The organism is Arthrobacter methylotrophus, from assembly GCF_039539965.1.
Lineage (GTDB): Bacteria > Actinomycetota > Actinomycetes > Actinomycetales > Micrococcaceae > Arthrobacter > Arthrobacter methylotrophus.
In genome coordinates this window covers 2,207,018-2,221,716 of sequence record NZ_BAABED010000001.1, presented here as the reverse complement: position 1 = coordinate 2,221,716, position 14,699 = coordinate 2,207,018, and the positions used below count along the sequence as shown (strand labels likewise).

10 protein-coding genes are annotated in these 14,699 nt (G+C 63.7%); 4 read left to right on the top strand and 6 right to left on the bottom strand.

All coding sequences use genetic code 11. The features are described from left to right. Positions 1–60 precede the first annotated feature (60 nt). Positions 61–1,674: an HNH endonuclease signature motif containing protein gene (locus ABD884_RS11805; RefSeq protein WP_345045946.1), complete on the top strand. Its 1,614-nt coding sequence runs from the start codon at positions 61–63 to the stop codon at positions 1,672–1,674. 77 nt (positions 1,675–1,751) lie between these two features. Here the strand turns inward: ABD884_RS11805 and ABD884_RS11800 are convergent, their stop codons facing one another. The 3 genes from ABD884_RS11800 to hisS form a co-directional block, all read right to left on the bottom strand. Further along, on the bottom strand, positions 1,752–2,522 hold the full coding sequence (locus tag ABD884_RS11800) for a GNAT family N-acetyltransferase (RefSeq protein WP_345054746.1): 771 nt from the start codon (positions 2,520–2,522) through the stop codon (positions 1,752–1,754). Between the two features lie 100 nt (positions 2,523–2,622). Next, positions 2,623–4,416 (bottom strand): aspartate--tRNA ligase, encoded by a 1,794-nt coding sequence (gene aspS / locus ABD884_RS11795; protein ID WP_345045943.1) that lies wholly within the window; start codon positions 4,414–4,416, stop codon positions 2,623–2,625. 148 nt (positions 4,417–4,564) lie between these two features. Beyond that, entirely contained in the window at positions 4,565–5,917 is a 1,353-nt protein-coding gene (gene hisS / locus ABD884_RS11790; RefSeq protein ID WP_345045940.1) for a histidine--tRNA ligase, read from the bottom strand. A 259-nt stretch (positions 5,918–6,176) separates the two neighbouring features. Here hisS and ABD884_RS11785 point away from each other — a divergent pair, with 259 nt between their 5' ends. The 3 genes from ABD884_RS11785 to ABD884_RS11775 all read left to right on the top strand — a co-directional run bounded on the left by ABD884_RS11785 (position 6,177) and on the right by ABD884_RS11775 (position 9,292). Further along, positions 6,177–6,950: a peptidylprolyl isomerase gene (locus tag ABD884_RS11785; RefSeq protein ID WP_376953193.1), complete on the top strand. Its 774-nt coding sequence runs from the start codon at positions 6,177–6,179 to the stop codon at positions 6,948–6,950. A 65-nt stretch (positions 6,951–7,015) separates the two neighbouring features. Beyond that, positions 7,016–8,524 carry a DUF349 domain-containing protein gene (locus tag ABD884_RS11780; RefSeq protein WP_345045934.1) on the top strand — a complete coding sequence of 503 codons (1,509 nt, stop codon included), beginning with the start codon at positions 7,016–7,018 and terminating at the stop codon, positions 8,522–8,524. A gap of 108 nt (positions 8,525–8,632) precedes the next feature. Then, positions 8,633–9,292 carry a type IV toxin-antitoxin system AbiEi family antitoxin gene (locus ABD884_RS11775; RefSeq protein WP_345045931.1) on the top strand — a complete coding sequence of 220 codons (660 nt, stop codon included), beginning with the start codon at positions 8,633–8,635 and terminating at the stop codon, positions 9,290–9,292. A gap of 11 nt (positions 9,293–9,303) precedes the next feature. Here ABD884_RS11775 and ABD884_RS11770 read toward each other — a convergent pair whose 3' ends face one another. The 3 genes from ABD884_RS11770 to secD form a co-directional block, all read right to left on the bottom strand. After that, positions 9,304–11,697, bottom strand: coding sequence for a RelA/SpoT family protein (locus ABD884_RS11770; protein ID WP_345045929.1), 2,394 nt, complete (start codon positions 11,695–11,697; stop codon positions 9,304–9,306). A 147-nt stretch (positions 11,698–11,844) separates the two neighbouring features. After that, entirely contained in the window at positions 11,845–12,858 is a 1,014-nt protein-coding gene (secF, locus tag ABD884_RS11765; RefSeq protein WP_345045926.1) for a protein translocase subunit SecF, read from the bottom strand. Beyond that, a complete protein-coding gene (gene secD / locus ABD884_RS11760; RefSeq protein WP_345045924.1) occupies positions 12,858–14,612 on the bottom strand; it encodes a protein translocase subunit SecD in 1,755 nt (584 codons plus the stop codon). Before secD ends, secF begins: the two co-directional genes overlap by 1 nt. Positions 14,613–14,699: the final 87 nt, after the last annotated feature.

The window sequence follows — 14,699 nt, the reverse complement described above, 5'->3', positions numbered from 1 at the left end:
ACCGCGGCATCTTCCTCGCGACCGCGCTAAATTGTCGGCGCCTCCTGCGATGCTGTGGGTATGGATGGAGGGACAGCTTTGAGTGTGGACAGCAGCGCGGACAACAGTGCTGACAGCAGCGCGGCCGTGGAGGCCGTTGCCGCGTCCGTTGCCGTGCTTGCTGCCCTGGCCGAAGCCGGTACGGACCGCCCCGATCCCCTGCGCAGCCTGGCGGATGATTGCCTGGACGGCCTCGCCGAGGTCGCCCGCCTGGAAGCCCGGACCGCCGCCCTGAAAGCCAAGCTCGCCGCCAACTACGTCCAGGCAGCCAGGGCCCTGGCATCACCGGCCCCCTCCCCGCAGGAACGCACCGCCCACGAACTCGCCCTGATCGCCGAGCTCGCCTGCGCCCTGACCGTCAGCGAACGAACCGCCGCAGCCCTCCTCTCCGAAAGCCACGCATTGACCACGGCCCTGCCACGGACCCTGACCGCCCTTGGATCCGGGACGATCTCCTGGCAGCACGCCCGCATCATCATCGACGAAACCGACACCCTGGACCCCGCCGCCCTCGAAACACACTTCCTGGACCCCGACACGCCCACCCCCGCCCGCGGCTGCCCCGCCGGAGACCTCGTCCCCTCCCGGTTCCGCGCCAAAGCCCTCACCTGGCGCGAACGCCACCACCCGATCAGCATCGAAAAACGCCACGCCAAACGAGCCCAGGACCGGCGCGTCGAATACACCCCGGACAAGGACGGCATGGCATGGCTCTCAGCCCACCTCCCCGCAGCCACCGCCGCGGCGATCTGGAACCGCACCACCACCGCGGCCCGCGCCCTCCAAAGCCCCCACGAACCCCGGACCCTCGCCCAGCTCCGCGCCGACATCACCGCCACCTGGCTCCTCACCAACGGCACCAACAACACCAACGATGAAATGCCCGACGGCGGCACGGAAGTCAGCGGGGCGGAACCAGGACAGGCCGGGCGCGTCCCCTCCCCCAAAGCACAGGTCCTGATCACCGTCCCCGTCCTGTCACTGCTGGGCGCCACGGACGAACCGGCCATGCTGGACGGGTACGGGCCGATCCCGCCGTCCATGGCGCGGCGCCTGATCACCGACGGCGCAGACTCCTTCCACCGCGTCCTGACCGACCCCCGCGACGGTGCCCCGCTGGAAATCGGACGCACCAGCTACCGCGTCACCAAAGCCCAACGCCAATGGCTCCGGCTCCGCGACGGCAAATGCCCCTTCCCCGGCTGCAACAACCACTCCCTGGACAACGAAGCAGACCACCTCCTGGCCTGGGCCCACGGAGGCACCACCGGCATCTCCAACCTGGCCCAGCCCTGCCCCAAACACCACCGCCTCAAACACCGGACCGGCTGGACCCCCACCACAGCCAGCAAAAATAGTCCACCGGGATGGACATCACCCTCACAACGCCACTACCCCAGCGAACACCAAGACTGGGAACCACCCCACTGGCCACACCACATCCCGATCACCGAAACACAGCCAGGCCCAGATCCAAGCCCCGACGAGGAGCTGCCCGCATACCCCGGACCGGAAATGCCCCCGGATCCATTCCCGGACTGGCACTCCTTCACGGCCGCACACCCATGGCCAGACGCCGACATGGACGACATGAACGACCCCTTCCCGGAATCCAGCGCGTTCGAAGGCGCCTGATCGGCGAAAACTTCATACAGGGGACAACGGCTCCGGCTCTGAACGCCCTCGTAAACGGCGCAGCGCGACCACGTTTCCTAGCAGCCTGACAACGCCCGCCGGGGCCGTGCCTGCCGGTAGAGGTACCTGCCTCGCTCTGCGAACCCGGCGCCCTCGTACAGAGCCTGGGCGCCGGTATTCGAGGCCATCACCAGTAGCCAGAACTCGGATACGCCTCGGTGGCCGCCCGCTTCCAGAAGTGCACCCAGCACCCGCCGCCCGAAGCCTTGCCGACGGCGTCCGGCCTCGGTTGCCATGCAGTAGATGCCTCCGCCGCCGTCCACCAGGGCGAGGCGCCCGACGGCGGCCGAAGCGCCGTCGTCGTCCCTTACGAGGGCGTAGATCGAGGGACACGGCGCCAAGATCTTCCGGGCAATCTCCAGCTCGGCGTCCCCGCCGCGCCCGTCGACGGACCACCACAGCCGGAGCCACTCTTCGGAAGGCTCGTCGGAGAGCTCGACGTCGTTCACCCAGCCAGCCGGCGGGGCAACGGGAAGGGCCCTGGCCGCGCGAATCATAATGAGGGTCTCGGACTGCCGGGTGAATCGCTGCGCATCCAGCACCGCGTTGAGGCCCACGCTTCGTTCGTCGTCGAAAACCTGGAAGATCAGTGGCAGGCGCCGGGAGCGATACCACTGCGTGGCGATGCGTACTGCCGACTCGTGGTCATGGGCCTGTTCCCTCGGCCAGACCGAGTTTGCCCGCTGTGTGACACCTCCCGCGGCCCGCAGGACCCATCCACCGGCGTCCTCACGATCCGGGGCCGGCCACGCACGGTCCATCAGCTCCTCAAGCAATGCAAAGCCCATTTCCTGCGCCACGAGTCCTCCTCAACGTCAATCGCCGTCATGCTATGCCGAAGGCCCCCGCAATGTGCGAGGGCCTTCGGGTTACTTCCAAGGTTTCCAGCTACTCCGGCTTGGCTGCCGGTGCTGCGGGAGCCTTGGCTTCAGGCTTGAAGTCAACTCCGGCTTCCTTGCGCTGCTGCGCCGTGATGGGGGCAGGAGCAGCGGTCAGGGGGTCGTAGCCGCCGCCGGACTTGGGGAAAGCGATGACGTCGCGGATCGAATCGACGCCGGCGAGCAGGGCCACCACGCGGTCCCAACCGAAGGCCATGCCGCCGTGGGGAGGTGCGCCGTACTTGAATCCCTCGAGCAGGAAGCCGAACTTGGTCTGGGCGTCTTCCTTGTCCAGACCCATGAGCTCAAAAACACGCTCCTGGACATCGGCCTCGTGAATACGGATGGATCCGCCGCCGATCTCGTTGCCGTTGCACACGATGTCGTAGGCGTAGGACAGGGCCGATTCCGGGTCCTTGTCAAAGGAGTCCAGGAACTCGGGCTTCGGAGAAGTAAATGCGTGGTGCAGTGCCGTCCACTGGCCGCCGCCCACTGCGACGTCGCCGGAGGCAACGGCTGCGGCTGCGGGTTCGAACATCGGAGCGTCCACGATCCAGACGAAAGCCCAGTCCTTGGGATCGATCAGGCCGGTGCGGTGGCCGATCTCGACGCGGGCAGCGCCCAGCAGAGCGCGGGACGGGGATTTCTCACCAGCGGCAAAGAAGATGCAGTCGCCGGGCTTTGCGCCCACGGCGTCGGCCAAACCGGCCCGCTCGGCGTCCGTGAGGTTCTTGGCAACAGGACCGGTGAGCTCACCGTCTTCCTTGAACAACACGTAAGCAAGTCCCTTGGCGCCACGCTGCTTGGCCCATTCCTGCCAGGCGTCCAACGCGCGGCGGGCCTGCGACGCTCCACCAGGCATGACGACAGCTCCAACATAGGGTGCCTTGAAGACACCAAAGTTGGTGTCCTTGAAGAACTCAGTCAATTCGGTGAGCTCCAAGCCGAAGCGCAGATCCGGCTTGTCGGATCCGTACTTGGCCATGGCCTCGTGGTACGTCATGCGGCGGATCGGCGTCGGGATCTCGACGTCGATCAGCTGCCACAGTGCCTTGACGATGCTTTCGCCGAGCTCAATGACGTCGTCCTGGTCAACGAAGCTGGCCTCGATGTCGAGCTGGGTGAATTCCGGCTGGCGGTCCGCACGGAAGTCTTCGTCGCGGTAGCAACGGGCAATCTGGTAGTACTTTTCGAAACCGCCCACTTGCAGCAGCTGCTTGAAAAGCTGCGGCGACTGCGGAAGCGCGTACCAGGAACCCGGCGCCAAACGCGCCGGAACAACGAAGTCGCGGGCGCCTTCCGGCGTCGAGCGCGTCAGCGTGGGGGTTTCGATCTCCACGTAACCCTGCTGGTGAAGCAGTTCGCGGGCCACGCGGTTAGCTTCGGAGCGCAGGCGCAGGTTCCGCGCGGGGCCCGGGCGACGCAGGTCAAGGTAGCGGTGCTTGAGGCGGGCTTCCTCGCCGACCTCAACGTGCTCGTCGATCTGGAACGGAAGGGGATCCGAGGTGTTGAGGATCACTACCTTCTCGGCGATGACCTCGATCTCTCCGGTGGCGAGGTGCGGGTTTTCATTGCCCTCGGGACGCTTGCTCACGGTGCCCACGATCTGCAGCACGTATTCATTGCGCAGGCCGTGGAAGACCTCTTCCTCGCGGACAACCACCTGGGCGACACCGGACGCGTCACGCAGATCGACGAAGGCCACGCCACCGTGATCTCGACGGCGGGCGACCCAGCCTGCCAGGGTGACGGTCTGTCCAATGTGCTCGGAACGCAAGGATCCGAGGTCATGTGTGCGCAGCACAGCATTCCTTTCAACATGATTTTCAGCGGATCATGATAAAAACGATCCCGTTCGAGTTTACCCGCATGGATGAAGCGCCGCCCCACCGGGCGCGGCCCGTTCCCGGCTGAGGCCCACGGCGTTTTGCCTTTGAGGCGCCGGTTCGTCCCTAGCGCGTGGTGACGCGGACGTGTAGGTCCTCGGGGGACGGCTCCCAGCTGGCCGGATCCGCGTCGACTTGCTCCCCGGTGCGGATGTCCTTCACCTGGTGCTTGCCGTCGTCGTCCGTGAACCAGACGAAAGGAATGCCGCGGCGATCGGCGAATTTGATCTGCTTGCCGAACTTCTCGGCCTTGGCCGCAACCTCGGTTGCGATCCCCCGCCCGCGCAGCTGGGCCGCGACATCCTGGGCAGCAGACCAACTGTCATCGTTGTTCAGCGCCACGAGCACTGCGGTGGGCACCGAGCGCGACGCCGTCGCGAATTCCTGGCTCAGGATGCGCGAGACAAGGCGGGTCACGCCGATCGACAGGCCGACGCCGGGGAACTTGCGGTTGCCCTTGCTGGCAAGGGCGTCGTAGCGGCCGCCGGAGCAAATGGAACCGAGCTGCTCATGTCCCACCAGGACGGTTTCGACGACGGTACCGGTGTAGTAGTCAAGGCCGCGGGCGATGCTCAGGTCCGCCACAACCTTGCCGGGGGCGCGCTGCACGGCGGCCTCGATGACTTGTTCCAGTTCGCTGAGGCCCTCTTCCAGAAGCTCGTCCGTGACGCCAAGGGCCCGGACCTGCGCCACGAAGGACGTGTCCTCGGTGCGGATGCTTGCGAGCTTCAAGGCAAGTGCTGCCTGCTCGTCCGTGGCGCCAAGCTCGCTCTTGAGCAATTCGGCGACTTTCGCTTCACCGATCTTCTCGAGTTTGTCGATGCTGCGAAGCACGCCGGCCGTGTCCGTCAGGCCGATACCGCGGTAGAAGCCCTCGGCCAACTTGCGGTTGTTGATGCGCAGGCGGAAATCCGGAATGGGAAGTGCGCTGAGCGCTTCGGCGATGACGAGGGCGATCTCGACGTCGTAGCGGAAGGGCAGCTCGCCGTCGCCCACGACGTCGATGTCCGCTTGCGTGAACTCCCGGGCGCGGCCTTCCTGGGGACGCTCCCCCCGCCACACCTTCTGGATCTGGTAGCGGCGGAACGGGAAGGCGAGGTAACCGGCGTTCTCCACGACGTATCGGGCAAACGGCACTGTGAGGTCGAAGTGGAGGGCCAGGGCGTTGGGATCTGCCTTGTCCGACTTCCCGCCCTCGCTGGTATCTTCGTCTTCCTGCAGGCGGCTCAGGCCGTATACCTCTTTGTCGATCTCGCCTTTGCGCAGGAGTTGGCCGACTGTTTCCACAGCGCGGGTTTCGATCGAAGAGAAGCCATGGAGTTCGAACGTCTTGCGCAAAGTGTCCAGGACATGCAGTTCCACCAACCGCTCCTGGGGAAGCCACTCGGGGAATCCGGACAGGGAGGCGGTACGGGCCATGGTGGAAATTTCTCCTCAATGATTGCGCGGGCCGGACCTTGCGCCACGAACCACGGGCCGATTCGGCTCAGGTTAGGCGGGCGCCCAGCCAGTCATGCATAAACTATGTGCGGCAGCCAGTTTATGCTTTCGGCGCCTGCACATCTAATGCGGGTACCCGATTCGGGTTGCCTGTGATGGAAGCTTGTCCATACAACCAGGAGGACTCTTGTCTACAAGGCCGCGGGACAACCGTGAAGCCAAACGGCGCATCAGGCAGATGGAAGCCAAGCGCGAGCTTCGGCGTACACAGGGCAAGCGCCGCCGTCGGGACAATGTGATCGCCGTCGGTGTGGGCGCTGCCGCCCTGATTGCCGCCGTCGTGCTTCAACTCACGGTGTTCAACTCGAACCCGAGCGAATCGCAGTTCGCAGCGGCGCAGGCCGGGCTGAGTTCGCCGTCCGCCGCTCCCTCAGCGAACCCATCCGCTTCCACCGCGGCGACAGGGTCGAATAGTGCCGACATTCCCAAAGCGGACACCGCCGCGGGTAAGACGTTCACTGGCCAGCTAAGCCTCAACGGAGGGGCGGTCGGCGTCGAACTGGATGGCACAACGGCTCCCCAAGCCGCAGCGGTGTTCAAATCCCTCACTGACGCGAGTTATTACAGCGGGCTCAAGTGCCCTCGACTCACCACCGCCGACAACTTTGCGGTGCTGCAGTGCGGGGCCAAGGGCACGGACACGAGCGATGATCCCAACTTCCACTGGGGACCGCTGGAGAACACGCCCGCTAATAACACTTACCCGGCCGGAACCATCGCCGTCGCCCGTACTGGCAACAATGCGTACGGCAACGGGCACCAGTTCTTTATTGTCTATAAAGACACTGTCATTCCGCCGGATTCTGCAGGTGGGTACACGGTGGTGGGGAAAGTGACGAGTGGCATGGACGTCGTGACGAAGATTGCCCAGGCGGGTATTAATCCGGGCAGCAGCACCACCGACGGCGCCCCTGTGGCACCTGTCACGATAGACTCGTTTTCTCTGAAGTAACCAGCCCGGACTACCGTTCGCGGCGCCTTACCTTAGTAATCCCTCCAAGCGAAAGACTTTTAGCGGTGACAGACAGTCAGAAATCCGACGAAACTGCAGTAGTGGCCAACGAAGAAGAAGTCCAGGCACCGGCAGCCGCCGACGCCGGCGTTGAGTCGGCTGCGCCGGCAGACGAAGCGGCAGAGTCCGCCCCGACGCCTGCTTCTCCGACGCCACGTCCGGCCCCCTCGCATACACCGTCTCCTGCAGCCTTTGCTGCCCGTCCGAAGGCCGCAGCTAGCGTGATTCCGGCCGCTCCGGCGGCCCAGCCCACGGCTGTGTCGCTCGCGGAGGCCGCCAAGTGGGGGCGCGCCGAGGGTGACGGCCATGTTTTCCTGACCATCGACGGCGAAGAACAGCCGGTGGGACAGTACCCGGGAGTAAGCACCGACGAGGCATTGGCGTACTTCGCCCGGAAGTATGAGGACGTGGTCGCGCAGATCGTCCTCATGGAACACCGTGTGGAATCCAAGGCTCCGGCCACGGACATGCAGAAGACAGTGGACCACCTGCGTGAGCAGCTCGCCGAGCGCAATATGGTGGGGGACATCCGCACCGCTGAGTCCCGCCTGGATGCTTTGACTGGGCAGATTTCCGAACTGGAAAAGTCCGAGAAAGCTGCGCACGAAGCCGCACGTTCCGCGGAGCTGGCCGCCCGCGAGGCGATCGTTTCCGAAGCCGAATCCATCGCCTCCCAGGATCCCTCCCAGGTGCAGTGGAAGACGTCCAGCGCCCGCATGAACGAACTCTTCGAGAGCTGGAAGACAGCCCAGAAGAACGGCATCCGGCTTGGACGCAGCAACGAGGACGCGCTGTGGAAGCGGTTCCGTTCGGCCCGTACGGTCTTCGACCGCCACCGGCGCGCCTATTTCTCGCAGTTGGACAGCACCAATTCGGCCGCAAAGGTGGCCAAGGAACAGCTGATCGAGGAGGCCGAAGCACTCTCGGGTTCCACTGACTGGGGCTTCGCGGCGGGCGAGTACCGCCGCCTTATGGACCAGTGGAAGGCCACGCCCCGCGCCAGCCGCAAGGACGACGACGCCCTGTGGCTCCGTTTCCGTGCCGCCCAGGACGTCTTCTTCAGCAACCGCCAGGCTGCCAACGATGAGATCGACCAGCAATACACGGCCAATCTCGCCGTCAAGGAAGAGCTCATTGTGGAGGCCCAAGCCCTCTTGCCGATCGCGGACCTCAACGCGGCCAAGAAGTCCCTGCAGTCCATCCGTGACCGCTGGGAAGAAGCCGGAAAGGTCCCCCGTGCCGACATGGGCAGGATCGAAGCCGGCCTGCGCAAGGTCGAGGACGCCGTCCGGGAAGCTGAAGAGGACAAGTGGCGCCGGAGCAACCCGGAGACGAAGGCCCGCACCAATAGCGCCCTATCACAGCTTGAGGCTGCCATCGTCGGCCTCAAGGAAGATCTGGAGAAGGCCGAAAACGCCGGAGACCAGCGCCGCATCAAGAATGCCCGCGAGGCCCTCGAGGCCCGCGAGGCGTGGCTTGACCAGATTCAGCGCTCGGCCAGCGATCTCGCCTAGTACTACGTGGGCTGACAGTACGAACTGAGCTGACAGGCCCCGTCCCGGTTATCCACATAACCAGGACGGGGCCTGTTCCCGTTGCGGCCGCCACGCGATGATTGCTGAATGGACACAGGATTCCCGCCTTCGCAACAACAGGACTCTCCTGCCCAGGAACTGTACTCGCCCAGTCCGCTGTTCACGTGGGCTGAGCTTCAGTCAATGGCCGCCGACGGCGTGCTCACGCCCCTCTACGAGAAGAGCTTCACCCCTCCCGGACTGGCCGTCACCCCACGACTCCGCGCCCGTGCAGCTGCATTGGTAGTTCCGGATCGCATCCGGAGGAAAGTCATTGCAGGCCGAATGACGGCGGCCTGGATCTACGGATGCGCGGATGCTCCCGAAAGGCTCTCGCTGCTAGTTGACGCCAAACACCGCATATCGAGCCTTCGCTCGGCCCGGGCCTGCATTCTGCACGAAGTGCGCTTGGGCCAACTGGACGTGGTCAGCATCGGCGGCCTTCTGGTAACCACTCCCCTCCGGACGGCTGTGGATGTGGCCCTGCATGTGGAAGCGGACAGGGCCGTGCCGGCCCTGCGGATGTTGTTGTCCCAGGAGCAGCTGGGCGTTCGGCTTCGGCTCCTGACGCTTGCCGTGGAGGCGTTCCCCAGGGTCCCGTACAAAAAAGCCGCCTTGCGCAAGCTCACAGCCCTTGCGCTTCAACAAGACGCCCTTCAACAAGACGCGCTTCAGACTGACGCTCTCCCGCCCAAGGCGGCCGCGTGAGTTTCGATGGTTCAGCTTCGCCGGTGGTTTCCGGTGGTCCTGTAGACGTCGAAGACGCCGTCGATCCTGCGCACGGCGCTGAGTACATGGTGCAGGTACTTGGGATCGCCCATTTCGAAAGCGAAGCGGGAGATCGCCACACGGTCGCTGGAAGTGTGCACGGAAGCAGCCAGGATATTGACGTGGTTCTCCGACAGAACACGGGTGACATCCGAGAGCAAGGACTTCCGGTCGAGAGCTTCCACTTGGATCTCAACCAGGAAAACGCTGGATTGGGTCGGGGCCCATTCGACTTCGACTATACGGTCCGGCTGGTCCCGGAGATCCGAGACATTCGTACAGTCCGTGCGGTGAACCGAAACACCCGAGCCCCTGGTGACGAAGCCAAGGATCGGATCGGGCGGTACGGGCGTACAACAGCGGGCGAGCTTCACCCAGACATCTCCCACTCCCCGGACAACGACGCCGGAGTCCGAGTACCGGGCTTTCTGGAGCTGCGAGGGGATACTGACTTCGTCCAGGTCCTCGTCTGGAGTTTCATGGCCACCGAGGTGCTCCATGAGCTTTTCCATGACGGACTGCGCCGAGGTGTGGCCATCACCTACACCGGCGTAGAGACCCGAAATATCAACGTAGTGGAATTCCTCCGCCACCGTGGAGAGGGCGTCATGCGTCATGAGCCGCTGAAGGGGCAAGTTCTGCTTGCGCATCGCACGGGTCAGCTGGTCCTTGCCCCGCTCGATCGCCTCTTCGCGGCGCTCCTTGCTGAACCATTGCCGGATCTTGTTACGGGCCCGGGCGCTCTTGACGAAATGTTGCCAGTCCTGGCTCGGCCCTGCACCCTCGGCCTTGGACGTGAAAATTTCCACCCAGTCGCCGTGATTCAGTTCGCTGTTAAGCGGTACCAGCTTGCCGTTGACACGCGCGCCGATAGTCCGGTGACCCACCTCGGTGTGGACAGCATAAGCGAAGTCCACCGGCGTCGATCCAGCAGGAAGGGCCATGACCTCGCCCTTTGGCGTAAAGACGAACACCTCGCGGGCATTGATCTCAAAACGCAAGGAGTCCAGGAATTCGCCCGGATCAGATGTTTCCTGCTGCCAGTCGACCAATGAACGCAACCAGCCCATGTCGCCGTCTTTGGGACTCCCTGGGCCCACGGCAGTCCGGTTGGGCTGGTCCTTGTACTTCCAGTGGGCCGCCACGCCGTACTCGGCACGGCGGTGCATCTCGTGCGTGCGGATCTGGATCTCGACAGGCTTGCCGCCAGGCCCGATCACCGTGGTGTGCAAGGACTGGTACATATTGAACTTCGGCATCGCAATGTAGTCCTTGAACCTCCCCGGCAGGGGGTTCCACCGCGAATGCAAGGTGCCAAGAGCTGCGTAACAGTCACGGACGGAGTCCACCAGGACACGCACGCCCATGAGGTCGTTGATGTCGTCGAAGTCCTTGTCACGGACGATCATCTTTTGGTAGATCGAGTAGTAGTGCTTGGGCCGGCCCGTGATCGTTGCCTTGATGCGGGCAGCCCGGAGGTCTTCGGCAATCTGGTTGCGGATGACGCTCAGGCTCTTCTCGCGCTCCGGCGTGCGGTCCCCCACCATCCGGACGATCTCTTCATAGACCTTCGGGTACAGGGCGGCGAAGGAGAGATCCTCAAGTTCCCATTTAATCGTGTTCATGCCGAGGCGGTGGGCCAGCGGAGCAAAGATCTCAAGCGTTTCACGGGCTTTGCGGGAAGATGATTCAGCGGAAACGAAACGCCACGTGCGGGCATTGTGCAGCCGGTCCGCAAGTTTGATCATCAAAACGCGGATGTCCTTGGCCATGGCCACAACCATCTTGCGGACGGTCTCTGACTGCGCAGCCTCACCGAATTGGACCTTGTCCAGCTTCGTGACACCGTCCACGAGCATCGCAACCTCGGGACCGAAGTCGCGGGTCAGGTCAGCGAGCGTGTAAGGAGTGTCCTCCACGGTGTCGTGCAAGAGCGCAGCGGCCAAGGTGGTGCCGGTGAGCCCGAGCTCGGCCAAGATCGTGGCCACCGCTACCGGGTGGGTGATGTAGGGATCGCCGCTCTTGCGCTTCTGTCCTTGATGACTGCGCTCCGCGACCGTGAAGGCCCGCTGGATCAGGTCGAGGTCTTCCTTGGGGTTATTCGCCCGCACTGTCCTGAGGAGCGGCTCGAGAATGGGCGAATAGGTGCTCGCGCCGCGCCCCGTCAGTTTCGCGAGCCTGGAGCGTGTCCTTTCGCGCCGTCCGGGAAACGTTGGACGCACGCCTGGGCTGTCCACGGGAACACCGCCCGCAGTGTTCCCCGTAGATGCGGTCGCGGTGCCGGGCACGCGGCTCAGGCCGTCTTCCCCGCCCGTCGGCGGCGCCGACGTCGTACGTTCCTCCACAAGAGCACCCCTCACGACTGACTTAATTCTTCCAGTCTATTCCCGCCGGTGACCTGTCCAAGAACCGGTACCCAGATGACGGAGGCAGGAACACGAAAGGCCGGTCACTGACCTGGGCGGTGACCGGCCTTTCACAAGGAAACCAGGCTAAACAGTAGCGGCTTCCGAATCCGATGCGGCGGCCGCTGAGCGACGATTCGCGACCTTCTTGGCCTGCTTCTGCAGTTGCGGTTCGCTCTGGCGCAGCCAGGCATAGAGCGGAGCTGCGATGAAGATTGTCGCTGCGGTGCCGATGAGGATACCGACGAACAACGCCAGGGACAGGTCGCGGAGCGTGCCCGCGCCCAAAAGTCCGGCACCGATGAAGAGAATCGCGGCGACGGGCAGCACGGCCACCATCATGGTGTTGATGGAGCGTACCAAGGTCTGGTTGACGGCAAGGTTGACCTCTTCGGCAAACGTACGCCGACTCGAGGTGGTGATGTCAGAGGTGTTTTCGCGGATCTTGTCGAAAACCACCACGGTGTCGTAAAGCGAATAGCTGAGAACAGTCAGGAAGCCGATGATGGCCGACGGGGTCACTTCAAAATCGCTGAGCGAGTAGACACCGGCCGTCGTGAACATCGTGACCAGCATGCCGGCGAGGGCCGAGACGGACATCTTCCACGTGCGGAAGTACAAGGCCATCAACAGCGCAGCCAATCCCACGAACACCGCCAGGCCAATCAGCGCCTGCTTGGTGACGTCCTGCCCCCATGTGGGGCCGATAAAGGTCGAGGTGACCTCGTTGTCCGTGACGCCGTAGGCCTTGGCTAGGTCCGTCTTGATCTTGATCGTCTGGTCATCGCTGAGTTTGTCCGTCTGGATACGCATGGTGTTGCCGGCGACGTTCGCAACGCGCGGAACAGCACCGGGCACGACGTCATGGACCGCCTTTTCACCCACGCCGGAATCAGTGGTTTTGACGTTGGAAACGGTGAACTCGGAACCACCCCGGAAGTCGATGCCCAGGTTGTAACCACCTTTGACCACCGGCAGGAGGATCGAGATCGCCACCGCTACAGCGGCGATGATGAACCAGATCTTTTTGTTGGCTACGAAGTCGTAGGAGCGTTTGCCCGTGTAGAGCTCATTGCCGAACTTTGCGAAGCTGGTGGTCATTACTTCTCCTCCTTGGTGCCATTGGAAGAACCGGCCAGCTGGGCTTGCTTCTCGGCAAGTCGGCGCTCGGCGATGGTCATGCGGCGCTCGGCTTCCGCGGCGGCACCAGTGTTGCGGGCGCGCACGACGGCGGGCTTTTCCGTTGGCGTACGAAGCCTCCCCGCACCGCGGTACAGCGGCACTGCTCCCAGGCGCTCGGGGTCCAGCCCGGAGAAGCGGTGACCTTCACCGAAGAACTTGGTCCGGGCCAGCACCTGGAGCGTCGGGTGCGTGAACATGAACACGACCAGGAGGTCGGCCAGCGCGGTGAGCCCAAGAGTGAAGGCAAAACCACGGACGTTCCCAACAGCGACAAAGTACAGCACCAGGGCGGCGAGCAGGTTGACCGCTTTGGAGGCAAGGACTGTGCGCTTGGCCCGCTTCCAGCCGTTCTCGACGGCGGACACGAGTCCCTTGCCCTCACGCAATTCGTCGCGGATACGTTCGAAGTACACGATGAAGGAGTCCGCGGTTTGCCCGATCGCGACGATGAGACCTGCCACACCGGCAAGAGAGAGACGGTAGTTTTCAGTCCAGCCAAGAATCGCAATCGCAAGGTAGGTAAGTCCGCCAGCTACCACCAAGGAGAGGATGGTGACAAAGCCCAAGGCGCGGTATTGGAAGAGAGAATAGACCACCACGAGCAGGAGGCCGATCACACCGGCCATCAGCCCAAGTCGCAGCTGCTCCCCACCAAGGGTTGCCGAAATCTGTTCCTCCGACTGGATGTCGAAGCTGATGGGTAGGGCGCCGTAGCGAAGTTGGTCCGACAAAGCCTGCGCGGATGCCTGCGTGAAGTTACCCGTAATCTGCGGCTTGCCATCAGTGATCACAGCGAGGGATCGCGGAGCAGAAATCACCTGGTCATCCAAAACGATGGCGAACTGGGACTTGGGATCGTTGCCGCCCGAGGCCTGCGATGCCACGTAGAACTGGTTGAGCCTCTGGGTAACGTCCTTGAACGTCTTGGTGGCGGCGGAGTCGAACGTGATGGTCACGCCCCAGGCGTTGGTGACCGAACCCTGTGCGCCCTGGACGGGATCGAAGGAGGACGAGACAATGTCCTGGCCCTTCACTTCCACAGGTCCGAGGATGTACTTGACGGCAGGAGTGGTGGCGGTTGCTGCCTCGCAGGTGACCAGCGGCTTGGCCGGATCGGACCGGGGTTGCTTGTCCTGGGAAGGATTGACGCAGTCCAGGGCTTCGAAGGCCTTGTAGACATCGGCCGTCACCCAGTTGCTGTCGCTGGCGTTGGTGGGCGCAGCTGTGGGCTTGGGCAGGCTGGCGTCCGGCGTTCGCGATGCCACCGGGACCGCCGCAGGGTCCCCGGTGGTGATGACCGGGCGGAAGTTCATATCGGCCGAAGCCTGGATCAGGGCGCGGGTTTCCGAGCTTGGTGTGCCGGGTAGGCTCACCACCACGTTACGGCCCGACTGGGTGGTGATTTCCGCCTCGGCCACGCCGGAGCTGTCAACGCGTTGACGAATAATCGCAACGGCCTGGTTCAACTGCTCCTCATTGATGCCCGAGGATCCTTCGACCTTGGGCGCGAGGATCATCTGCGTGCCACCCTCGAGGTCAAGTGCGAGCTTTGGTGCCCAACTTGCGTGGCCAGTGATAACGCCGCCACCGAGGACTGCGGTCAGTACAGCAAATATTGCGACAAGCCAGATCAGCACCCTGCGGGCTGCATTTTTGTGGCCGGTTCGTGCCATGTTCGATCTTCCTGTTGATGACGGAACAGCCGCCGACGTGCACTTGTAAGCGCAGGCCGGCGGCGGTTCATTGCCGTAGAACTATTC